The following is a 22,443-nucleotide window of genomic DNA, read 5'->3' as shown; positions in this document are numbered from 1 at the left end:
ATAGAAATTCGTATGTATTCTATCTATCGCGAAGAACCACTTTCAGCTGAAGACCGCAGGCCGGCTGCTCCGCCTAATTGAAATAGCAAGGGCAAAGCATGGACAGGACCAACCCCATGGATTTTTCCGTCACCCCTCTGGTGCTGCGCCCCTGCGATCCCGCCATCAACGGCGGACGCAAGGAGGCCGTGTTCATCGACGCCAGCCTTGCCGACTGGCAGGCGCTCGCGGGCGGCGTGGCGGCAGGGATCGAGGTCGTGCTCCTGGACGGCTCGGCGGACGGGCTGGCGCAGATGGCCGCCTGGGCGGCGGACAAGGAAGGGTATGACGCGATCCATGTGCTGAGCCATGGCGCCGAGGGGCAGGTCCGGCTGGGCACGCTCATCCTCGATGCCGCCGCCGTGCAGGCCCGCTCGGCCGAACTGGGCGCGCTGGGCGGCGCGCTGACCGACGAGGGCGACCTGCTCCTGTACGGCTGCGACGTGGCGAGCGGAAACGGCGGGCCCTTCATCGCCGCGCTGGCGGACGCGACCGGGGCGGACGTCGCGGCCTCCGCCAATCGGACGGGGGGCTTCGCCGTCGGCGGGAACTGGATTCTGGAAACCGTGCTCGGAAGCCTGGAAGCCTCGCCCCTGGCGTTCGAGAGCTATGCCCATGCGCTGGACACCTTCACCGGCACCGCCGGGAACGACCCGCTGACGGGCACCGCCGGCGCCGACACCCTGAGCGGGCTTGCCGGAAACGACACCCTTTCCGGAGGTGACGGAAACGACAGCCTGGTCGGCGGTGACGGCAACGACCTGCTGTATGGCGACGCCGGCAACGACACGATCCAGGGCGGCAACGGCGACGACACGATCCAGGGCGGCGAGGACAACGACACGATCGTCGGCGGGGCCGGAAACGATTCCATCATCGGCGGGGCCGGAAACGACGTCATCGGCTACACCAGCGGTTCCGAACTGGGCGCCACGGAGTTCATCGACACCGGGGACGGCAACGACATCATCCGCTTCTACAGCACGACGCCGGGAGACACGCTGGTCCTTCCCGGCACGCTGACGGATTCGAACAACACCCTCATCGTCGCCATCACGGGCGGCTACAGCGGCCAGACCACCACCACCGGGCTGAAAATCGATGGTTCCGCCGTGACGCTGTCGGGCGGACTCACGATGAATGGCGGTGGCGGGTCCGACGTGCTCACGGGCACGGCCCAGAACGATTCGCTCAAGGGCGGCAACGGCGACGACACGCTCAACGGCGGGGCCGGCAACGACACGCTGAACGGCGAGGCCGGCACCGACGTCCTGAACGGCGGCGCCGGGAACGACGTGTTCCTCGACCCCAACGGCGACGTCATCACGACGCTGGAGAGCGGCGACATCATCCGTCTGACCGGCGGGGCCGCCCAGAATCTGGCGTCCAGCCATCTGCAATACAACAGCGCCACCAAGACGCTGACGGTGGATTATGACAAGAACGGCACCTTCGGCGGAGGGACCGACGTCGTCATCGTCTTCACCAATGCGCCGGCCCTGACGAGTTTCCAGGTCACCAACAACAGCCCCTTCGCCGACATCAAACTCGCCGCGCTCAACTCCGTGCCGGTGAACACTGCCAATCCGACGGTGTCGGGGACGGCGACGGTGGGCAATGCGCTGTCCACCACCACCGGCACCTGGACCGATTCGGACGGTGACAGCCTGAGCTACACCTATAAGTGGTATAGGGCGGACGACGAATACGGCACCAACGCCACGACGATCACCGGGGCGACGTCGACCAGCTACACACTGACCACGTCGGACGCGCACAAGTACCTGCGCGTGGTGGTGACGGCCAACGACGGCAACGGCGGAACGCAGGTCGCCTCCTCCGCCTACACGGCGATCACCAACAGCGCGCCGGTGAACAGCCTTGTGCCGACGGTGACGGGCACGGCGACGGTGGGCAACGCCCTGTCCACCTCGAACGGCACCTGGAGCGACGCGGACGGCGACGGCCGGACCTACAGCTACCAATGGTACCGGGCGAACAGCAGCGCCGGAGACTCCGAGGCGGCGATCAGCGGGGCCACGGCCAGCAGCTACACGCCGGTGGCGGGCGATCTCGGCAAGTACCTGCGCGTGGTGGTGACGGCCAACGACGGCAACGGTGGAACGCAGACCGCCACCTCGACCCGCACGGCCATTGCGGGGGGAAATGGGGCGCCGGTGAACAGCGCGGTTCCCGTGGTGTCGGGGACGGCGACGGTGGGCAACGCCCTGTCCGCCACGACCGGCACCTGGACCGATCCGGACGGCGACAGCCTGGGCTACACCTACCAGTGGTATCGGGCGGACGACGAAAACGGCACCAATGCCACGGCGATCACCGGGGCGACGTCCACCGGCTATTCGCTGACGACCACGGACGCGCACAAGTACTTGCGCGTGGTGGTGACGGCCAACGACGGCAACGGCGGCACGCAGACAGCCTCCTCCGCCTACACCACGATCACCAACAGCGCGCCGGTGAACAGCGTGGCGCCGACGGTGACCGGGACGGCGGCGGTGGGCAACGCGCTGTCCACCTCGAACGGCGTCTGGAGCGATCCGGACGGTGACGGTCGGACCTACAGCTATCAATGGTACCGGGCGGACGATGGCAACGGCTCCAACGCCGCGGCGATCACCGGGGCGACATCGACCAGTTACTCGCTGACGACCTCGGACGCGCACAAATACCTGCGCGTGGTGGTGACGGCGAATGACGGCAAGGGCGGCACGCAGACGGCGACCTCCGCCTTCAAGGCCATCGACAACAGCGCGCCGTCGCTCACCGCGCCATTGCCCATCAGCCTGACCGACACGGCCATCGCCGACAGCTTCGCGCCTCAGACCGGGACGCTCGGTTCGGCCGACGCCGATGGCGACGCCCGGACCTATGGCATTACGGGAGGCACGGCGGCCAGCTTCACGTCGAACGGCCTCACCTACGACCTTTCGATGGCGGGAACCTATGGGACCCTCCATCTCGACAGCGCCACGGGGCGGTATGTCTATGTCCCGGCGGACGGCGCGATCAACGCCCTGACGGCCAGCGCGTCGGAGACCTTCACCGTCACGGTCAGCGACGGCGCCCTGAGCGACAGCAAGCTCCTGACCGTCACCATCGCCGGCGCCAACGAGGCTCCGGTGATGAGCGCGGACGTCCGCAGCCTGACGGGCATCGACGAGGACGCCAGCGGCAACGACGGCGACTCCGTCGCCGGCATCCTGGCGTCGGCCGGCACCGCCACCGATGCGGACGGCAACGCGCTGGGCATCGCCGTCACGGCGGTGGACAACAGCAACGGCACCTGGGAGTACAAGCCCGGGACCGGAAGCTGGACCGCCATCACCGGCGCCTCGGGCGGTTCGGCGCTGCTGCTCGCCGGCACCGACCGGGTGCGCTTCGTGCCGAACGCCAATTACAACGGGTCGGCGACGGGCGGCATCACCTTCAAGGCGTGGGACCAGACGTCCGGCACGGCGGGCACCACCGCCGGCAACGACACCACCGCGAACGGCGGGCTGGGGGCCGGCGGCCAGTACAGCGCCGGCAGCGCCACGGCGGGCGTCGCCGTGGCCGCGGTGAACGACGCCCCGGTGCTGAGCGACACCGTCCTGGTTCTGCCGGGCGTCGCCCAAGCCGCCGGCGCGCCGAGCGGCGCGGTCGGGGCGGCGGTCTCGTCGCTCGTGGCGATCGGCACCAACGTCACCGATGTGGACAGCGGCGCCGTCACCGGCATCGCCCTGGTCGGCGTGGACACGTCGGCCGGAGGCACCTGGTATTACAGCACCGACGGCGGCGCCAACTGGGCCGTGGTCGGCACGGTGAACGACAGCGGAAGCGCGTTGCTGCTGCGCACGACGGACCGGCTCTATTACCAGCCGACCGGCGGCAACGCCGGCCTCCTCATCGCGGCGATCACCTTCCGGGCGTGGGATCAGAGCGCCGGGACCGCCGGAACCAAGGTGGCGACCGGCGGCGGGGGCGGCGCGTCCGCCTTCTCCGCGGCGACGGACACCGCCAGCCTGTCGATCGCGCCGGGAGCCCCGGGCGTGCCGGACCTCGCCGCGGCGTCCGACACGGGGGGCAGCAACACCGACAACATCACCAAGGCGGGCAGCGTCACCGTCACCGGCAGCGGTGCCGCCGCCAACGCGACGGTGCGGCTGTACGCCGACGGGACGCTGCGGGCCACCGCCGCCGCCGATGCGGCGGGCGCCTACAGCTTTGCCGACGTCGATGTTTCCGGCCTCGGCGGACCGGTCAACGTCACCGTCCGGCAGGTCGTCGGCGGGGCGGAAAGCGGCGACTCCGGCGGCCTGACGGTCACGTTCGACCGCACGGCCCCCACGGTCGCCATCGGCACGGTGGCGGGCGACGACCGCATCAGCGCCGTCGAGGACCAGTCCGCCGTGGCGGTGTCGGGCACCACGTCGGGCGTCGAGGACGGGCAGATGGTGACCGTCACCGTCGGCGGCGTGACGAAGACCGCCACGGTGAACGCCAATGCCTGGACGGTGTCGCTGACCAGCGGCGAGGTGCAGGGGCTGACGGAAGGCTCCACGACGATCACCGCCGCCGTCTCCGACCTCGCGGGCAACGCCGCCACGCCGGCGTCCAGGTCCATCGTCTACGACCGGACGGCGCCGAGCGTCGCCATCGGCTCGGTGGCGGGCGACGACCGCATCAGCGGCGTCGAGGACCATGCCGCCGTGGCGGTGTCGGGCATCACGTCGGGCGTCGAGGACGGGCAGACGGTGACCGTCACCGTCGGCGGCGTGACGAAGACCGCCACGGTGAGCGCCAACGCCTGGACGGTGTCGCTGACCGGCGGCGAGGTGCAATCCTTCGCCGAGGGGCCGCTGACGATCACCGCCGCCGTCTCCGACGCCGCCGGCAACGCCGCCGCGCCGGCCAGCCGGACCGTAACCTACGACCGGACGGCGCCGACCGCGCCGACCCTGCTCGGCGTGTTCACCGACGCCGCGGCGACCGCGCCGGTGACGGTGACCAACGACACCACGCTGGTGGTGCGCGGCACCGCCGAGGCCGGCAGCCGGGTGGAGGTGTCGGACAACGGCACGCTGCTGGCCACGGTGGTCGCCGGCGCCGACGGCAGCTGGACGGCGGCTCTCGGCTCCGCGCCGCTGGCCGATGGCCGTTACGCCCTCACCGCGACCGCCACCGACGCCGCCGGCAACCGCAGCCCGGCGTCCGCGGTGAGCACTGTGCTGGTCGACACGCAGGCGCCGGGGCGACCGACGGTGGGCTTCTCCACCGCCGCCATCGACCGCAGCACGCAAACCAGCGTCTCCTTCCAGATCAGCGGCGGCGAGGCGGGCAGCACGGTCCGCTGGACGCTCAGCTCGGCCGGCGGCGGCACGCCGCTGACCGGCACCGGCACGCTGACCGACGGCGGCAGCCTCACCGTCGGGGGGCTGGACGTCTCCGGCCTGTACGACGGCACGCTGCTGCTGTCGCTGACGGCGAGCGACGCCGCGGGCAACAGCGCCCCGGCGGCGACCGCCTCGGTGGCCAAGGCGACCGCGGTGCAGGTTGACGGCGTGCCGGTGCAAACCCTGACCACGCAGAACGCGGGGCGCACCGTCACCACGGTGGTGGTGCAGGCGCCGTCCAGCGGCCGTGTCGAGGATCCGTCGACGTCGAACGCCGGGTTGGCCGACGTGCCCGTGGTGCAGGAGACGGTGGGCGGCACCACGGCGACGACGCTTTCGGTCGGGCTGTCGGCCGGCATCGGGATGACGGCGAGCGGCACGGCGGCGCGCCAGAACCCGACGCAGTCGCTGGCCGGCCTGATCCGCGCGATCGAGGCGCGGACGGACGCCGGCTCGTCCTCGCGCACCGGCCTGACCGACGGCGGAAGCGGCTTCCTGAAGGCGTTGTCGGAGCAGACGCAGCTTCTGGTGCGGTCCATCGACTTCAGCGCGCCGGACGGCACGGCCGGCCAAAGCGTGCAGGCGAAGGTGGCCGGCAGTGCGCTGGGCGGCAACACCCAGGCCAGCGCCACGCCGACCGCGGTCGTGCTGAACACCAGCGGCGTGAACGCGCCGGTGACCATCCAGCTGGATAACATCCAGTTCGCGGCGGTGATCGGTAACGCCACGCTGGTCGGCGGCGAGGGCGAGCAGGTGGTCTATGGCGACGCCGGCAGGCAGTGGCTGTATCTGGGGGCCGGCGACGACGAGCTGCACGGCGGGGCCGGCGACGACACGGTGGCCAGCGCCGGGGGCAACGACACGCTGTTCGGCGACGACGGCAACGACGTGGTCATGGGCGGCGAAGGCGACGACTGGGTGCTGGGCGGTGCCGGCGACGACCTGATCGGCGGCGGCATCGGCAACGACCGCGGCTTCGGCGGGACGGGCAACGACATCCTGTTCGGCGAGGCCGGCGACGACACGCTGACCGGCGAGGCCGGCAACGACACGGTGGTCGGCGGGGCGGGCAACGACCTGCTGTTCGGCGAGGACGGGGCGGACTTCCTGGTCGGGGAGGCCGGCAACGACACGCTGAACGCCGGGGCGGGGAACGACACCGCGCTGGGCGGCGACGGCAGCGACCTGATCGGCCTGGGCGACGGGAACGACCTGGCGTCCGGCGAGGCGGGCAACGACACGGTGCTGGGCGAGGCCGGCAACGACACGCTGTTCGGCGGGTTGGGCGACGACCTGCTGAACGGCGGGGCGGGCGACGACCTGCTGTTCGCCGACGGCGGGGCCGACACGCTGTGGGGCGGCGCGGGCCGCGACGTCTTCGCGCTTGGCCGGTCGTCGGGCGGAACGGTGGTGGCCGACTTCCGGGCGGGCGAGGACCGTCTGGCCTTCACCGACCCGGGCATCGACCTCGGCGCGGTGATCCGCTCCGCCCGGGTGGAGGGCGGCAACACGACCCTCGACCTCGGGAACGGCGGCCGCATCACCATCCTTGGTCAGACCGGCCTTGGTCAGACCGGCGACATCGCCCGCTGGTTCGCCTGAGGCATCCAACGGGAGCAGGCGTGCTGGGAGAAAGGCGCCCGCTGCGGCGGGCGCCTCGCTCCGGTTCCGTTGGACCGTGCTTTCGGGCGTCGCCGTGGAGATCCAAGGCGATGGAGCACGCGCACGCCCGCGATCCAGACATCCACCATCGCCACATGCAGTGAGCGGGTCGCGCGCCGAACCGGCCGACGTTGCTCCGTCCGTTAACCTCCGATGTCGGAATTTGCGGCATTGACGCCGCGAGGACGCCCTGATGCCCTTGCGCCAACGCAGCTTTCGACAAATTGCTGCATCTGTAAATTCGACCACAAATGAAATGGTTACTTGTGGAAAGCCACCTTCCCAGGCCGGCCTTTGGTCTGTTGCGTATAACTATTCATCGTCCACAGTCTTAGTGAATTTCGCTCCGCCATTTGCAGTACATATTTCGCGTTATCGAGAATGTTCTGGAGACATTAGATAAACATTGATTGCGATGCTTTTGCTTCGATTTGTATTTTGAATTGGCGGCACCAAGAGGTACCCGTTATGATTGGATGATATAAACCATTGGTCGTAACGCGTAAGCCCCGCTCGCAAGGTGAATCGCCCATGCCGCCGTCGCCGTCCTCCCTTGAGTCGATCCGCCAAAGCCTGATGTCGGGCGGCCGCCTTCCGGCCATGGTCGCCGCACCCATCGCGCTCGGCGTGTCGCTGGCCGGCAGCGCGGCGTCGGCGCAAACGCTGTCCACGGTCCAGAACCAGACCTTCTACCCGACGGGAAGCAACATCCTCATCACCAGCACCGGCGGCGTGGTGGACAGCGGCACCGGGAACCAATACACCGACCTGACCACCGGCGTGTGGGTCCAGTCGCCCGGCGGCTGGACCCTGACCAACCAGGGCACGATCAAGATTTCGGTCGACACGAACTTCTATCAGGCCGACGGCATCTACGGGCAGACCTACGGCACCGTCATCAATTCCGGACTGATCGAGGTGCCGAAGACCTACGACGGCATCCTGTTCGCCAACTCGGCGGGTTCGCTGAAGTCGGTCGTCCAGAACACCGGGACGATCATCGGCAACTGGGCCGCCATCGAATCCGCCCATGCGGTCAGCATCACCAACGGGTCCCCGTCCAACAGCACGGCGCTGATCAAGAACGTCCGGTCGGCGACGGCCTCCATGCAGTCGGATTACGCGGCGGTGATGGTCGCCGGCCTGCTCACGCCGTCCACCATCACCAACTACGGCACGATCATCGGCACCGGCGACGCGCTTTCCGTCACCGGCGTCTCGACCATCGTCAACCATGGGACGATCGCCGCCGGAAGCGGCTACAGCGCGATCAAGACGATGGGGTTCGGGGCCGGCAGCTTCATCAACCTGAAGGACGGCAGCCTCGTGTCCGGCGGCATCCAGGCCGCGGGCGCCAGCCAGGTCCTGCTGTTGGAAGGCAGCGGCACCCTGTCCGGACCGGTGTCCGGCCTGACCACCCTCACCCTGAACGGAACGGATTGGACGCTGGGCGGCGCCAGTTCGGCCACCACCACGAACGTCCAGGCCGGCACGCTGCGCGTCAACGGCTCCCTCACCACCAATCTGCAGCTCAGCGGCGGCACGACGCTGACCGGAACCGGGACGGTCGTCGGCAACGTGACCAGCCCGACCGGCACCACCCTGTCGCCCGGCGGCTCCGCCACGCCCGGAACCTTGACGGTCACCGGCAACTACACGCAGCAGAGCGGCAGCACGCTGGCGGTCCGGACGACCGCCGCCGCCGCCAGCAAGCTGGCCGTCACCGGCACCGCCACGATGGGCGGCGCGCTGTCCGTCACCTCCACCGGCAGCGGGTACGGCGACAGCACGACCTACACCATCCTGACCGCCACGGGCGGCTTGTCCGGCGCCTTCACCGCCGTCACCAACAGCGACGCGACGTTGACCCCGACGGCCACCTTCGACACGGCGAACAAGCGCGTTCAGCTCACCCTGACCAAGGTGACGCCGCAGCCCGATCCCGATCCGACCCCCAATCCAAATCCTGATCCCACCCCCAACCCCGATCCGACGCCCAACCCCACGCCGAATCCGGACCCGACACCGAACCCGACGCCCAACCCCACTCCTGATCCGACGCCCACTCCGACACCTCCGGCGACCGGTGTGATCGACACCAGCCGCCCGAGCTTCACCAACGGCGACGGCGCGGTCCAGGGCAGCACGGTCACCTTCGACGGCGGCACGCTGCGCCCGGCGTCGCCGCTGACGGTCGGCCAGTCGGTCACCGTGACCGGCCGCGGCGGCACCATCACGCCGGACGGCAGCACCGTCACCCTGGCGGGGGCGGTCGGCGGCAGCGGCGCGCTGGCCGCGTCCGGTCCCGGCGCGGTGGTCGTCTCCGGCCAGCTCGCCAACGCGGGCGGCCTGTCGGTCGGCGACGGCGCGGCCCTGACCGTCGCGAAGAGCGGCGTGGTCGCCGGCGGCACGCTGACCCTGAACAACGGCGCCAGCGCCACGGTCGGCGGCGTCGTGGCCGTTCCGGTGACGGTGGCCCGCGGCGGCGCCATGACCGTGGTCGAGGGCGGCGGCGTCGGCGGCACGCTGGCGGTCGAGGGCGGCGCCCTGACCGTCGCCGCCTACGGCGCGGTCAACGGCGCGGTCACCGTGTCGTCCGGCGGCAGCGCCACCCTGGCCGGCGCCGTCATGGCCCCGGTCACGGTCGGCGACGGCACCGTCACCGTGGCCGCCACCGGCAGCACCGGCGCGGTCACCGTGGGAAGCGGCGGGGCGGTTTCCGTCAACGGCGTGGTCACCGGGTCGCTCTCCACCAGCCCCGGCTCGACCTTCAGCGGCAGCGGCACAGTCCGTGGCCCGGCCACGCTGGCCGGCACCCTGTCGCCCGGCAACTCGCCCGGCGTGCTGACCTTCCAGTCCGCGGTGACGCTGACCGGGACCAGCGTCCTGCGCGCGGAGATCGACGGCCCGACCGCCGGCTTCGGCGCCGGCCGGCACGACCAGATCCGGGTGCAGGGGGCGTCCTTCACCGCCGGCGGCACGCTGGCTCCGGTGCTGCGCGGCATCAGCGGCGACGCGACCAACAGCTACACCGCCACGCTGGGGCAGAGTTTCACCATCGTCCAGGCGGACGGCGGAGTGTCGGGCAGCTTCGCCGCCGTGACGCAGCCGGGGGCGGGGCTGGAGGCCGGCACCCGTTTCGACACGCTGTACGACGCCACCGCCGTCCGGCTGGTGGTCACGCCGACCAGCTACGCGGTCCGCGGCGGCACGCGCAACCAGCAGGCCGCCGGCGCGGCGGTGGACGCGCTGCGCCCCGCCGCCGGGGCCCGGCTGGAGGGCGTCGCCGCCCCGCTGTTCGGCGGCCTCTACGGCCTGCCGGGCAGCGGCATCGCCGGGGCGCTCGACCAACTCTCGGGCAAGCTGCACGCCGACACGCTGGCCGCCGACCGCACAAGCCGCCGACTGTTCGGCAGCGCGGTGGAGGGCCGCCTGTCGGCACTGCGCGGTGGCGAGGCGTCGTCCTCCAGCGTCCAGTTGGCCGGCAACGGTAACGGCGCGCTCGCGGTCGGCAACACTGGTGGCGATACCCGCGGCTCGGGCGGCGTGTGGGGCCAGCCGCTGGCGGCCTACAGCCGGACCGGTTCGGACGGCAACGCCGCCGGCACCACCGAGCGGATCGGCGGCTTCCTGCTGGGCGCGGACCACAGTTACGAGAACGGCGTGAGCGGCGGCATCGCGCTCGGCTACCTGCGCAACCGCGTCACTTCGCGCGACGGGCTGGGCAAGGCCGACGTGGACAGCTATCAGGCGACGCTCTACGGCTCCTGGACCATGCGCGGGTCGGCGGACAGCCCCTATGTGGAGGGCGCCATCGGCTACGGCTACGCCAACTACGACGCCTCCCGCGGCATCGCCATCGGCAGGGTGGGGCAGGGCGCCAGCGGCACGGCGGATGGCCATGACTTCTCGGTGGAGGTCGCCGCCGGGCACCGCATGGCGTTCGCCGGGTCGGACAGCGCCTGGGTCGAGCCGCGGGCCGGCCTGCGCTTCGACCGGATCACCCGCGAGGCGTTCCGCGAGTCCGGCGGCGGCGTGGCGCTGGACGTCGAGGCGGCGGGCTGGACCAGCCTGCGCAGCGCGGTCGGCGTGCGCGCCGGCACCGGCGTGACGGTCGGCGGCTGGCGCCTGCTGCCGAACGCCGCCTTGGCGTGGGAGCATGACTTCGCCGACGCGACGTCGACCACCACCAACCGGCTGGGCGGGGTGGCCTTCTCCGCCGACGCCAGCCGGCCGGGCCGCGACGCCCTGGTGGTCGGCGCCGGGCTGGGCGTGGCGCTGGACGACCGGCTGAGCGCCACCATCGGCGTCCAGGACGCGATCCGCGCCCGCGAGAACACCCTGTCGGCGACCGCCGGCCTGAAGTGGAAGCTGTGAGGGTCGGGGCGGCGATGCGGACGGTGCGCAGGCGGCGGCCTTTCCGATCTCCACCAAAGGGATCACCGACGGGCTGGCCGCCCTGAAGCCGTGAGCGCGCGTCCCGTCACCGCCGCGATGGCGCTACGGACGGCCTCATCCCACCGACCGGGCGCCGGCTGCCGATGCAGCGTGACGGTGGGATACCAAGGCGTTCTGCCGTGGCCCAGCAGCCAGCGCCAGTCCGGCGCGTAGGGCAGCAGGACCGCGGCCGGGCGCCCCATGGCCCCGGCCAGATGGGCGACCGCCGTGTCCACGCAGACCAGGTGGTCGAGCAGGGTCAGCACCGCCATGGTGTCGGCGAAGCTTTCCAACTCCGGCCCCAGATCGACCAGCGGCGCCGCCCCGTAGTAGCAGGCAGCCTCGGCCTGCGCCGGCCCCTTCTGGAGCGACACCAGCGCCGTCTTCTCCAGCGCGAAGACCGGCGCCAGCCGTTCCAGCTTCAAAGAGCGGTTGCGGTCGTTCCCATGGGTCGGCCGTCCGGCCCAGACCAGCCCGACGCGGCGGTAGCCGCGGGGGAGCAGGCCATCCAAACGATCCTTCCAGCGCTCCACCCGCTCCGGCTCGGCCCGCAGGTAGGGGACCGGCGCCGGGATGCTCCTGAGCGTTGTCCCGAACAGCCCTGGCAGGCTGGACAGGGCGGCGTAGGCGTCGAAGGGCGGCGCCTCCTCCCAGGCGGTGAAGGCCCGGTGCCCGCCGGGAATGGAGCGGATGACGGGCAGCATGTCCGGGCTGCACGCGACCGCCAGATTCGGGCAGAGCGCCGCGACCATCGGCACATAGCGCGCGAACTGAATGGTGTCGCCGAAGCCCTGGTCCGCGACCAGCAGCAGGGTGCCGCCGGACAGAGGGGATCCATCCCAAGGCCGCGGGGCAGCCTGCCTCGACCGCTCCAGGATCGCGGGCGGCACCAGCGGTGGAACGCCGGGCAGCCGCCAGCGCCATTCATACTCCCGCCAGCCGTCCTCCAGCCGCCCGGACAGCAACAGCCCCTCGGCCAGTTCGAAATGCGGTCCCGGCCAGTCCGGGCGCAGCCGGACGGCCCGCCGTTCGCAGGCGATCGACGCCTCGACCTCCAGCCGGTCGTAGAGTGCCACGCCAAGATTGTACCAGCCCGCCGCGTCGCCGGGATCGAGCGCGACGGCGCGGCGGCCATGAGCGGTGGCAGCCTCCAGATGGCCTTCGCGGCGGCGGATTTCGCACAGGTCGCTGTCGGACGGCGCAATCGGCATGGCGGCGGCTACAGGCTGTAGCCCAGCCCGTGAATGACCGGCTCCAGGATCGGGATCACCGGCTTCAAATGGGTCCTGTAGGCACGGTGCCGGTCGATGGAACGGCTGTAGAGCTTCTCCGCGACCAGGGCGTGGCTGGGCGTGCGGGCGTAGCGCCGGTTCTCCTCGAAGCGCAGGCAGCGCCGGTCGAAGCCCAGCCCGAGGAAGCCCAGCAACCGCCGCACCGCCGGCTCCGGTTCCCGCACCAGATCCTCATAGCGCAGCGGCAGGTAGCGCAGCGGCATCTCGCGCCGGTAATGCTCCACCAGATCGAACACCCGCAGGACGTGGCGGGCCGCCGTCTCCACATCGTTGGCGCAGTGGAAGCCGTGGGTCAGGTTGGTGCCCATCATCGACAGCACCACGTCCAGCGGATGGCGCAGCACATGAACGACCGGCGCGGCCGGGAACATCAGCGCGATCAGGCCGAGATGCGTCTCGTTGAACGGCATTTTGTCGGTGAACAGCGTGTGGCCGGGCTTGACCGGAACCAGCTTGCGGGCATCGCGCAGATAGGCGTCGCGCAGCCGCTCCAGCCCGTCGCGCCGGTCACCCATCCACAGCTCCGACAGCGCTTCGGGATAGCCGAGCGGGCTGCCCAGAGTCTGCGGCAGCGCCCGGACCACCGCGCCAAGCGCCGGCAGCTCGTCCCCCGCGGCGACGGCCGGGTGGCAGGAGAGGATCTGCTCGACCAACGTGGTGCCCGAGCGCGGGGCGCCCGCGATGAACACCGGCTGCGGCCCGGCGGCGGGCTTGTCCGGCCGTGGCATCAGGCGCAGGCGCGGCGCCACGAAGAAGGCGGCGAGGCGCGCGATCAGGTCCACCGCCTCCTCCTCGGCGTAGCGGTGTCCGGCCCGCCGCAGCAGGGCCTTGCCGGCGGCGAAGGCGGCGAAAGCCTCGTCGTGGCGGCCCATTTGGTCGAGGATGCGTCCCTTCTCCAGCAGCGCGTCGGGGTCGGCCCCCCGCTTGGCCGCGGTGTCCAGCACCGCCAAGGCCTGCTCCGGGTCGCCGCGCCGGGCCAGCAGAGCCGCCGCGAAGGTGTCGGCGCCGCGGTGGTCGGGATCGAGCCGCCGGGCGCGGTCCAGCAAGCGTTGCGCGGCAGGGAGATCGCGGGCCGCATCCTCGGTCTGCGCCCAGCCATGCCACGTCTGGGCGATGGACGGGTGCAGGACCGCGGCCCGCCGGTAGGTCCGCCGGGCTTCGTCCAGGCGGCCCTGCTGCGTCAAGCTCCAGGCGAGATTGGCCACCGTCGCGGCGTCCGGCGGTGCGAGGGCCAACGCCCGGCGATGATGGAACTCGGCGGCTTGGGGCCGGTGGGTGTCGGCCAGCACCAGCGCCATCAGCGTGTGTGAGCGCGCGTTCTCCGGCGCCAGCCGAACCGCGTTGCGGGCGTAAGCCTCGGCCTCCGCCGTGCGGCCCGTTCGGAAAAGCAGCCCGGCCAGCTCCTGCGTCGCCAGGAGGTCGTCGGGTGCGGCCCGCAACCTCCGCTCCAGCGCCGCAGCCTCGAAGGCACCGCTCGGACGGGCGTCGGCCCTTGGCGGGTCGTTGGGCATGGTCGGCATAACGGGCGGGTCCTTGGCGGCTGGACGCCCGCGGGCGCCGTCGGGCACCCCGACCGGGCAGGGGCACATGGATGCGGCGCCAGGATAGTGAAGGGCCGGAGCGGCGGCAAGCGGGGCCGACCCGGGCCGTGGCATGGGATCCGTTGCAGCGTTTGCGGCCGGGAGCGACCGCGTTCCGCGGATTCAAATTGAAGTGCGACGCTGGCCTGTTCTAGGATTTTACATCTCGGAAAGAGTGCATTTTGTCCTCTGGGAAGGTTGGCGTTACCGGTCGGCGGGCCACGGCTCCGAATGCGCCGCCGTTCCGCCAGATCGATATGAGAATACTGCGTGCCCATCCGGACCCCCGGAAGCCGCTAAGCCCTTGTTCTGACACGAGAGTTGCACTTCAGGATAGAACCCACCCTGCTTAGCACTCAACTCTCATAAGATGAATTATGGAAAAATTATGCGGCGCCACCGGGGTGCTCGACCTTGCCGATTCTACTGAGCTTCCGGGGCCATAAGAACAACGGACGGGAAATACGACCGGTAGCGTTTGGCGTCGCGGGTCAGCAGCGGCAGCCCGAGCACGGCGGCATGGGCGCCAATGAAGAAGTCCGGAAGCACGCCGGAGCGGGAGCCTCCTGCGGCCCGGTAGCGGCGGAACGCCTTGCCGGCCAGGAACAGGGCTTCGCGCGGGATCTCGTCCATGGCGATTCCGGCCTCGTCGAGCAGATCGTCAAGGTCCTCGATCCGTTCAAAGCCCACCGACAACTCGGCATAGACGATGTCGTTGATGATCAGCGGTCCCTTGACGGCGGCACTGTCCAACTGCCGGATGGACCAATCCGCCCACACCGGATCGTTCGTGACGAGATCGAGGAGCACGTTGGTGTCCACCAGGGTCATCGGCGGTCAGTCCTCGCCGCGCGTCAGCGCCATGATCTGATCCGTGCTCAAGCCCGCGGTGGCGCGGCCCCGCAGCCGTTCGAACCGGCTCTTTGCCGGCACCGTTCGGTCCGCCCGTCTCAGAAGGACACGTCCGTCCTCCGCGATCTCGAATTCCACGGCGCTGCCGGGACCGAGTCCCAATCGGTCGCGGATCGGCTTCGGAATGGTGACTTGCCCCTTGGTGGTGAGCGTCGTGGCCATGGCCGCCTCGGTAATACCGGTATAGTGTCGAGTATTACTTAGCGCGGTCAGTGACGTCCTGCAAGGGACCGCACAGCAGGTTCGCCTCGGCGCCCGTAAGGGCATAATTCTGGGCGCCGGCATCCGCTGTTCGAGCGGCAGGCCCTGAAGCTGCCGGGCATCGACCGGCCTCAGGACAAGGAACCGTCGGTCGGGGCGTCGTAAGGGAAGGCACGCAGGATGGCGCCCGTTCCGGCGGGCGCCTCTCCTCCGGCTCGTCAGAGGCGCTTGCTCAAGGAAAACATGCCCCGCATGTCGCCGGCCTTGAAGCCGGTCGCGGTGTCGCCGGGGTAAAGCTCGTCCAGCTTCGCCTGGACTTCGGGCTTGATCGCCCCGCCGTGGCAGGCCAGGCACAGCTCGCCGGTCGGAATGGCCTTCGTGACACGGAAGACCGGCTGCCCGCCCTCCCCCACCGTTTCCGCACGGGCCAGCGCGGCCATGTCCTCGCCCTGCCTCAGACGCGCTTGGAAATTTTCCAGAACAGACCGTTCGTAGTCCGTCGGGGCGGAGGCGGGGTTGCGCGGCTTCAGGCTGGTGCGGCGCACGGTCCAACCGGTTCGCGCGCCCAGGTCGGCGGCGATGCGCGGCGCGGCTTCGTGGCAGACCGAGATCGCGCTGGCCGGCCCGCCGGTCTCGATGGCGCCCTTCAGCGCCGCCCCCAGGCTGTCCGCGTATTCCTTGATCACGGCCGCGGCCTCGGTCTTGAGAGCCACGGGATCCTGCGCAGCGGCGGGAACCGCAGCCAGGACGAAGCTGATCACGGCGCCGACCGCCAGCGCGGACATCACCGCCGCCATGGTCGGCCTGCGGCTGCGTTGCGCATCCTTGTGCATGGTCATTCTCCTCTCCATGGCTGTCGGGTTCAGGCGAAGGCTTGGCCGGGCCGCACGCCGAGGCGCTTGAGGATGATCGCCAGCGGGCAGAAGCCGGTGAAGGCGGCCTGGAACATGTTCGCCCCGACGAAGGCCGTCAGCCAGAGCCAGGCCGGATTGTGGAGTTGCGCCAGCGCGAGGCTCGCCAGCACGACGGTTCCGGCGAAGGCGAGCACGACACGATCGATGGTCATTTGGGAAACGTCCTCAGGCTGGATGGGTGGGTGCCGAATTGGCGAGGGCGGCACGGCAAACGCATGTCCGGCCTGCGTCCTTTCGCGGACACTAAATTAGTCATTTCTTATATTATCGTCAAGAAACGATGGTCGAAGGGCGGAACGCATTAGCGTCTCCTCATGTTGTGGGGGCACGATGCGCCGTGCATGGCACGGCCCGAGCCATTCCACGTCCGGAGGGATCCATGCTGCCCGCCACCGCTTCCCGTGTGGAGAACGCCACGTCCAACGCCGTCAACCGCCGCATCGCCGCCGGGATCGAGGCGAGTGTGCGCCATCATGCAGGGCACCCGGAGCAGATCGGCCGGCGTCTCGACGACCTCGACCGCGAGTGGGACGTCGAACGCACGCTGGAGGCGAACGCGGCCACGCTCGCCTTGACCGGCACCCTCCTGGGGGCCTTCGTGGACCGACGCTTCCTGGTCCTGCCCGCGCTCGTGACCGGCTTCCTGCTCCAGCACGCGCTCCAGGGCTGGTGCCCGCCCGTGCCCATCCTGCGGCGGCTCGGCGTCCGCACCGCGACGGAGATCGAGCGCGAGCGCACCGCGCTGAAAGCCTTGCGCGGCGACTTCAAAAGCCTGGACGGGACCGCGCCGGAGGAGTCCGCCGCAAAGCGTGCCTGCCAGGCGCTGGCGGCAGCAAACGCCTGACCGGTCCCCCTGTCCCTGTTCCCTTGCGCGCGGATGCGCGGGCGGTTTCCTCGGACCGGCGGCGCTCGGCCATCTCGTGGCGGAGTTCCCGGTTGGCCGCGCTCAATCATCAGGCAGCCCGATCGGGAGGTCCTGAGCATCGCGTCCTTCAAAAGGGACGAAAACGGTTTTAGCCGGACGTTCCGGCGGGGCAGCCCGTCTCGGCGCAGAACGACCGGTAGAGTTCGACGAGGATGGGCCGCACCCGGTCCGAGCCGATGCGGTAGTGGATCGCCGTTCCCTCCCGGCGGGTGGCGACCAGCCCTTCCTGCCGCAGCTTGGCGAGGTGCTGGGACAGGTTGGATTGCGACAGGCCAAGGCGCCGCACCAGTTCCCCCACCTGCATCTCGCCGGCCAGCAAACTGCACAGGATCATCAGCCGGTGCCGGCTGGCGATGGAGCGCAGGAAGGCCTCCGCCTCGGCGGCGCGCGCCTCCAGTTCGGCGGGGTCGAGCGACGGATCCATGGACGACGGGAACATTCCGGAAGGACTTCTATTTTAGCGTTGACTAATATCCTCGGGCTGCTCATTCATTCAAGCGGAATGTGGGGAACGGCGTTGCCGCGCCGACGATGCGGCGCCGTTTCCCGCGCGCGGAACCGGTGAGGACGCACCGCCGCCCACGCTTGCGAGGACCCCGCCATGAACCGTCGCCGTCTCGCCGTCGCTTTCCTGTCGTCGCCGGACGGGCGGACAATTTTCGGACGGTGGGGCTGGGTCGACAAGGCCCAGTGATGCGCCGCGCCCTTCGCCGGACCCTGTACGTCCTGACGGCGGCGCTGCTGGCCGGCGGCGCGGTCTACGCCCTGCGGTTCCGGCCGGTCGCCGTTCCTCTCGCCGCGGCCGAGCGCGACGTCCTGGTCGAAGTCTACGGTCTCGGCACGGTGGAGGCGCGCGTGCGCTCCGCCGTCGGGCTGGAGGTTGCCGGCACGCTGACCGAACTCTCCGCCGACCACGGCGACCGCGTGGCGAAGGGCATGACGCTCGCCCGCCTGGACTCCAGCCAGCAGGAGGCCCGCGTCGCCGAAGTCAAGGCCGCCGTCGGACAGGCGCGGGCGGCGCGGGACAAGGCGGCGGCGGCCATCGTCAAGGCACGCTCGCTGCTCGACAAGCGCCGGCAAACCAACGAGCGCCGGCAGACCCTGCTCGGCAAGGGCAGCGTGTCGGTCGAAGCCGCCCAGGACAGCGCCGCCGACTTGAAGGTCGCGGAGGCGGAACTGGACGTCGCCCGCGCCGATCTCGCGGTGGCGGAGGCCGTCATCGCCGACGCCGAGGCGCGGCTGCGGTACGAGACGGCACGCCTCGGCCGCCACGTCCTGACGGCGCCGTTTGACGCGCTGGTGGTCGCCCGCCACAAGGAACTGGGTGCCGCCGTCAATCCCGGCGAACCGCTGTTCACCCTGATCGCCCCCGACAGCGTCTGGGCGCTGGTGCATGTGGACGAGGCGTCGGCCGGAGGCCTGCGCGAAGGGCAGCCGGCGCGGGTCCGCCTGCGCTCCCTGCCGGGGCAGGCCTTCGACGCCCGCATCGTCCGCATCGAGATGGAGAGCGACCGCGTCACCGAGGAACGCAAGGTCTACCTGAAGTGCGACGTCTGCCCGCCGCGGGTCTTCCTGGCCGAGCAGGTGGAGGCGACCATCGCCGTGGATCGGCTGGAGAGCGCGCTCCTCGTTCCGCAGACCGCGGTGGAACGGTACGACGGACGGCGCGGCGTGGTGTGGACGGTCGAGGACGGCCGCCTCGCGCGCCGGACACTGGATTTCGGCCGGCGCACGCTGGATGGCCGCTTGCAGATCGTGGACGGGCTTCCGGATGGCGCAAGGGCGGTGACGGAAACCGTGCCGGGTCTGCGGGAGGGGCGCCGCGCCGACGTCACCGGAAGCACGCCATGAACCTCGCCCTGCGCGACGTCCGCCACAATCTCGGCCGCTTCCTGCTGACCTGCCTGGGGCTCAGTCTGTTGCTCGGCGTGGTGCTGTCGATGATCGGCATCTACCGCGGGCTGGTGGACGAGGCGCTGACCCTGGCGCGGGCACCCGGCGCCGACCTGTGGGTGGTGGAATCCGGGACGCGCGGCCCCTTTGCCGAATCCTCGCGCATCCCCGGCGACGAGCGCGATTCCGTGGCGCGGCTGGCCGGGGTGGCGGAGGCCGGCAGCCTGACCTTCCAGTCGGTGGAGACGGCGCACCGTGGCCGCACGCTGCGGCTTTACGTCGTCGGCCATGAGCTGAACCGGCCCGGCGCCCCGGCGCGGATCGTCGCCGGGCGCCCGATCACCCGCGCCCATTACGAGATGGTCGCCGACCGCCGCAGCGGCCTCGACCTCGGCGAGCGCTTGCGGCTCGGCCGCAACGATTTCACGGTGGTCGGACTGACCGACGGGCTGGTGGCGTCCGGCGGCGATCCGGTGGTGTTCCTGACGTTGGCGGACAGCCAGCGCCTGCAATTCGACCTCGACCCGCCGGCCGCCCGGCGCGAGCGGGCGCGCGGCTCCGGGCCGGCTGGCACCGACATCGTCAACGCCGTCGTCGCCCGCGTGCTGCCCGGTGTTCCGGTGCAGGAGGTGGCCGACACGGCGGCCCGCTGGAAGCACCTGAGCGCGCTCACCCAGGGCCAGCAGGAGGCGCTGCTGCTCCAGTCCGTGGTGGAGAAGGCCCGCCGGCAGATCGGCCTGTTCACGACCATCCTGCTGGCGGTCTCCGCGGTGGTCATCGCGCTCATCCTCTACACGCTGACCATGGACAAGGTGAAGGAGATCGCCACGCTGAAGCTGATCGGCGCGCCGGACCGCACCATCGTCGGACTGATCGTCCACCAGGCGCTGGCCATGGGCGTCATCGGGTGGAGCGTGGGGACGGTGCTGATCCTGCTGGTCAAGGACCATTTTCCGCGCCGGGTCGTGCTGACGCCGGAAGACGCCCTGATGCTCGGCGCGGCGGTGCTGATCATCTGCGTGGCGGCAAGCGGGCTGGGCGTGCGGCTGGCGCTGAAGGTCGACCCGGCCACCGCGCTGGGAGGATAAGGCGATGCCTGTCCCGTCCGATGCCCACCCTCTCGTCGAACTTCGCGGCGTCGCCAAGACCTACGGCCGCGGCGAGGTGGCGGTGCACGCGCTGAAGGCCACCGACCTGCGCGTCTACCCCGGCGAGGTGGTCGGGCTGCTCGGTCCCAGCGGGTCGGGCAAGACGACGCTGCTGAACCTCGTCGGCTGCATCGTCGAGCCGACCGAGGGCAGCCTCAGCCTGGATGGACAGACCGTCTATGACGGAGGCTGGCGGTGCGCCGACCTGCGCCGCCTGCGGCTGGAGAAGATCGGCTTCATCTTCCAGTTCCACAACCTGCTGCCCTTCCTGACGGCGGGAGAGAATGTCGCGGTGGTGCTCGACCTCGCGGGATATTCCGGAGCCGCGGCGCGGGACCGGGCGCGCGATCTGCTGGACTATCTGGAGGTCGGGCACCGCTTCGGCACCCTGCCCTCCCGGCTGTCGGGCGGCGAGGCGCAACGCGTCGCCATCGCCCGCGCGCTGGCCAACCGGCCGCGCATCATCCTGGCCGACGAGCCGACCGCCGCGCTTGATTCCCAACGCGCGGGCATCGTCCTGGATCTGCTGCGCAAAGTGGCGGTCGAGCAGCAGGCGGCGATCCTCGTCGTTTCCCATGACGAGAAGATCTTCGACCGCTTCGACCGGCGGATCGTGCTGCGGGACGGCCGCGTCGTGGAGTATGACGAACCCGCCCACGGACCGGCCGAAGCGTGAGAAGTCGCAACGACACCGTCGCGGGACCGGCGCGAGGCCTTGCGGCTATTCCCTCCGGAGCCCGATCTTAAAATCTCCCACGGCCAACGGATCCTGCCCGTCGGGCACGTTCGCCCCGCCGCCCAACGCCGGGGGAACGCCGAGCCCGTCGTGGTCGGCTCCCAAATCCACGCGCCAGGGGCGCCATTTCTCCAGCGCGACGAGCACCACCACCCAGACGACGGCGAAGGCCAGGGCCGTCACCCAATAGGGCATGTCCAACGCGACGTCGACCCGCAGCTTGCCCGGACCGCCCGTCAGGATGAGCGGCTCCAGCACCGGCTGGACATGGATGAACAGCGCCGCCCCGGCGATGCCCCCGACCAGCGTGCCGATGGCGTCGCGGTAGCCGGCGCCGATCTGCGCCGCCACCGTGCCCGGACAGGCGCCGGCCAGGGCGATGCCGGCCCCCAACAGCAGCCCTCCGCCCACGTCGGCCGCGAAAAGCGTCGCCTTGGGCGACAGCTTGACGAGATCCAGCCCGTTCAGGACCGCCAGAACGACCAGGCCCGTGGTCACCGCGGTCAGGAAGATCTTCAGCATGATGAAGTTCCGGAACTGGAACTGTCCGATGATCATGCCCGGTTCGAACACGCGGCTCTTTTCCAGGGCGAAGCCGAACACCATCCCCATGAGGAGCCCGACCCCAACGGCGCCCAATACGCTCATGCCCGCCTCCGTCACAACCGCTTCATCATCATGGCGACCAGAATGCCGCCGGCGAACATCGCGCCCACCGCGACGAAGGACCCGACCGCCAGCTGCGCCATCCCGGAGATCCCGTGGCCGCTGGTGCAGCCGTCGGCGATGCGGGCACCGAGCAGCATGACGAAGCCGCCGGCCACGCCCATCAGCGTGCGTCCCGCCAGCGACCGCAGACCGACCACCCGCGTCCAGACCGGTGAAAACCCCCTGCGGCGCACGCCGGACAGGCGCGAGGAGATGAAGGCTCCCGCGGCAATGCCGGCCACCATCGCCACCTGCCACCAGTTCTTCGCGCCTTCCAGATGCTGGGCGGCGTACTTGATGCCGGAGACCGCCGGATCGACGAGCGACACGAGATGGGCGGCGACCGTGACGTAGGACGACGAGGCGCCGAGCGCCGTGTTGATCAGCAGAAAGGCGGGGATCTGCAGCAGGCCGATCAGAACGCCCGCGGCGTAGGGACTCCACGCCTTGTCGCGCAGTCCGTAAGGCATGATCCAGGCTCCAAAAATGTGAATCGGCGGACGAGGGCCAAAAGGCAGGCTTGTTTATATCAGGATATCCTAATTTACCGCCGGTTTGTCAACGGTCATGCGTTACGGTCGGGAAGCGCTCCGCCCGCGCGTT

General features: G+C 70.5%; 15 protein-coding genes. 6 read left to right on the top strand and 9 right to left on the bottom strand.

Annotated elements, in window-relative coordinates:
- The first annotated feature begins 116 nt into the window (after positions 1-116).
- Both J2851_RS15415 and J2851_RS15410 read left to right on the top strand, forming a co-directional pair.
- Positions 117-7,034: a DUF4347 domain-containing protein gene (locus tag J2851_RS15415; protein ID WP_209767265.1), complete on the top strand. Its 6,918-nt coding sequence runs from the start codon at positions 117-119 to the stop codon at positions 7,032-7,034.
- 591 nt (positions 7,035-7,625) lie between these two features.
- Entirely contained in the window at positions 7,626-11,471 is a 3,846-nt protein-coding gene (locus tag J2851_RS15410) for an autotransporter outer membrane beta-barrel domain-containing protein (protein WP_209767264.1), read from the top strand.
- A gap of 62 nt (positions 11,472-11,533) precedes the next feature.
- Here J2851_RS15410 and J2851_RS15405 read toward each other — a convergent pair whose 3' ends face one another.
- The 6 genes from J2851_RS15405 to J2851_RS15380 form a co-directional block, all read right to left on the bottom strand.
- Positions 11,534-12,742 (bottom strand): glycosyltransferase family 9 protein, encoded by a 1,209-nt coding sequence (locus J2851_RS15405; RefSeq protein ID WP_211114335.1) that lies wholly within the window; start codon positions 12,740-12,742, stop codon positions 11,534-11,536.
- 8 nt (positions 12,743-12,750) lie between these two features.
- Positions 12,751-14,343 (bottom strand): tetratricopeptide repeat-containing sulfotransferase family protein, encoded by a 1,593-nt coding sequence (locus tag J2851_RS15400; protein ID WP_209767263.1) that lies wholly within the window; start codon positions 14,341-14,343, stop codon positions 12,751-12,753.
- A gap of 483 nt (positions 14,344-14,826) precedes the next feature.
- Positions 14,827-15,234, bottom strand: a complete 408-nt coding sequence (locus J2851_RS15395; RefSeq protein WP_209767262.1) for a type II toxin-antitoxin system VapC family toxin — start codon at positions 15,232-15,234, stop codon at positions 14,827-14,829.
- Between the two features lie 6 nt (positions 15,235-15,240).
- Positions 15,241-15,477: an AbrB/MazE/SpoVT family DNA-binding domain-containing protein gene (locus tag J2851_RS15390; RefSeq protein ID WP_209767261.1), complete on the bottom strand. Its 237-nt coding sequence runs from the start codon at positions 15,475-15,477 to the stop codon at positions 15,241-15,243.
- A 257-nt stretch (positions 15,478-15,734) separates the two neighbouring features.
- Positions 15,735-16,355 carry a Tll0287-like domain-containing protein gene (locus tag J2851_RS15385; RefSeq protein ID WP_246500673.1) on the bottom strand — a complete coding sequence of 207 codons (621 nt, stop codon included), beginning with the start codon at positions 16,353-16,355 and terminating at the stop codon, positions 15,735-15,737.
- 23 nt (positions 16,356-16,378) lie between these two features.
- Positions 16,379-16,582 carry a YgaP family membrane protein gene (locus J2851_RS15380; RefSeq protein ID WP_209767260.1) on the bottom strand — a complete coding sequence of 68 codons (204 nt, stop codon included), beginning with the start codon at positions 16,580-16,582 and terminating at the stop codon, positions 16,379-16,381.
- 227 nt (positions 16,583-16,809) lie between these two features.
- Here J2851_RS15380 and J2851_RS15375 point away from each other — a divergent pair, with 227 nt between their 5' ends.
- Positions 16,810-17,274 (top strand): hypothetical protein, encoded by a 465-nt coding sequence (locus J2851_RS15375; RefSeq protein ID WP_209767259.1) that lies wholly within the window; start codon positions 16,810-16,812, stop codon positions 17,272-17,274.
- Between the two features lie 169 nt (positions 17,275-17,443).
- Here the strand turns inward: J2851_RS15375 and J2851_RS15370 are convergent, their stop codons facing one another.
- Positions 17,444-17,794, bottom strand: a complete 351-nt coding sequence (locus J2851_RS15370; protein ID WP_209767258.1) for an ArsR/SmtB family transcription factor — start codon at positions 17,792-17,794, stop codon at positions 17,444-17,446.
- Positions 17,795-18,048: 254 nt separating this feature from the next.
- Here J2851_RS15370 and J2851_RS15365 point away from each other — a divergent pair, with 254 nt between their 5' ends.
- From J2851_RS15365 to J2851_RS15355, 3 genes are read left to right on the top strand one after another with little or no spacing between them, the layout of a single operon-like run.
- Positions 18,049-19,206, top strand: coding sequence for an efflux RND transporter periplasmic adaptor subunit (locus J2851_RS15365; protein WP_209767257.1), 1,158 nt, complete (start codon positions 18,049-18,051; stop codon positions 19,204-19,206).
- Positions 19,203-20,336, top strand: a complete 1,134-nt coding sequence (locus J2851_RS15360) for an ABC transporter permease (RefSeq protein WP_209767256.1) — start codon at positions 19,203-19,205, stop codon at positions 20,334-20,336. Before J2851_RS15365 ends, J2851_RS15360 begins: the two co-directional genes overlap by 4 nt.
- Before the next feature lie 4 nt (positions 20,337-20,340).
- Positions 20,341-21,072, top strand: coding sequence for an ABC transporter ATP-binding protein (locus J2851_RS15355; RefSeq protein ID WP_209767255.1), 732 nt, complete (start codon positions 20,341-20,343; stop codon positions 21,070-21,072).
- A 45-nt stretch (positions 21,073-21,117) separates the two neighbouring features.
- Here J2851_RS15355 and J2851_RS15350 read toward each other — a convergent pair whose 3' ends face one another.
- Together J2851_RS15350 and J2851_RS15345 are read right to left on the bottom strand one after the other, a co-directional pair.
- Positions 21,118-21,780 carry a YeeE/YedE thiosulfate transporter family protein gene (locus J2851_RS15350; RefSeq protein ID WP_209767254.1) on the bottom strand — a complete coding sequence of 221 codons (663 nt, stop codon included), beginning with the start codon at positions 21,778-21,780 and terminating at the stop codon, positions 21,118-21,120.
- Between the two features lie 11 nt (positions 21,781-21,791).
- Positions 21,792-22,310, bottom strand: coding sequence for a YeeE/YedE thiosulfate transporter family protein (locus J2851_RS15345; RefSeq protein WP_209767253.1), 519 nt, complete (start codon positions 22,308-22,310; stop codon positions 21,792-21,794).
- Between the last annotated feature and the right edge of the window lie 133 nt (positions 22,311-22,443).

This window comes from Azospirillum rugosum, from assembly GCF_017876155.1.
GTDB classification, from domain to species: Bacteria; Pseudomonadota; Alphaproteobacteria; order Azospirillales; family Azospirillaceae; genus Azospirillum; species Azospirillum rugosum.
The sequence above is the reverse complement of the archived record's forward strand: the minus strand, read 5'-3'. Positions and strand labels throughout refer to the sequence as shown.

Coding starts and splice junctions, on each gene's coding strand:
- J2851_RS15350 (WP_209767254.1), bottom strand. CDS start 21,780: ATGAGCGTATTGGGCGCCGTTGGGGTCGGGCTCCTCATGGGGATGGTG.
- J2851_RS15405 (WP_211114335.1), bottom strand. CDS start 12,742: ATGCCGATTGCGCCGTCCGACAGCGACCTGTGCGAAATCCGCCGCCGC.
- J2851_RS15380 (WP_209767260.1), bottom strand. CDS start 16,582: ATGACCATCGATCGTGTCGTGCTCGCCTTCGCCGGAACCGTCGTGCTG.
- J2851_RS15385 (WP_246500673.1), bottom strand. CDS start 16,355: ATGACCATGCACAAGGATGCGCAACGCAGCCGCAGGCCGACCATGGCG.
- J2851_RS15365 (WP_209767257.1), top strand. CDS start 18,049: ATGCGCCGCGCCCTTCGCCGGACCCTGTACGTCCTGACGGCGGCGCTG.
- J2851_RS15415 (WP_209767265.1), top strand. CDS start 117: ATGGATTTTTCCGTCACCCCTCTGGTGCTGCGCCCCTGCGATCCCGCC.
- J2851_RS15345 (WP_209767253.1), bottom strand. CDS start 22,310: ATGCCTTACGGACTGCGCGACAAGGCGTGGAGTCCCTACGCCGCGGGC.
- J2851_RS15355 (WP_209767255.1), top strand. CDS start 20,341: ATGCCTGTCCCGTCCGATGCCCACCCTCTCGTCGAACTTCGCGGCGTC.
- J2851_RS15400 (WP_209767263.1), bottom strand. CDS start 14,343: ATGCCGACCATGCCCAACGACCCGCCAAGGGCCGACGCCCGTCCGAGC.
- J2851_RS15395 (WP_209767262.1), bottom strand. CDS start 15,234: ATGACCCTGGTGGACACCAACGTGCTCCTCGATCTCGTCACGAACGAT.
- J2851_RS15375 (WP_209767259.1), top strand. CDS start 16,810: ATGCTGCCCGCCACCGCTTCCCGTGTGGAGAACGCCACGTCCAACGCC.
- J2851_RS15360 (WP_209767256.1), top strand. CDS start 19,203: ATGAACCTCGCCCTGCGCGACGTCCGCCACAATCTCGGCCGCTTCCTG.
- J2851_RS15370 (WP_209767258.1), bottom strand. CDS start 17,794: ATGTTCCCGTCGTCCATGGATCCGTCGCTCGACCCCGCCGAACTGGAG.
- J2851_RS15390 (WP_209767261.1), bottom strand. CDS start 15,477: ATGGCCACGACGCTCACCACCAAGGGGCAAGTCACCATTCCGAAGCCG.
- J2851_RS15410 (WP_209767264.1), top strand. CDS start 7,626: ATGCCGCCGTCGCCGTCCTCCCTTGAGTCGATCCGCCAAAGCCTGATG.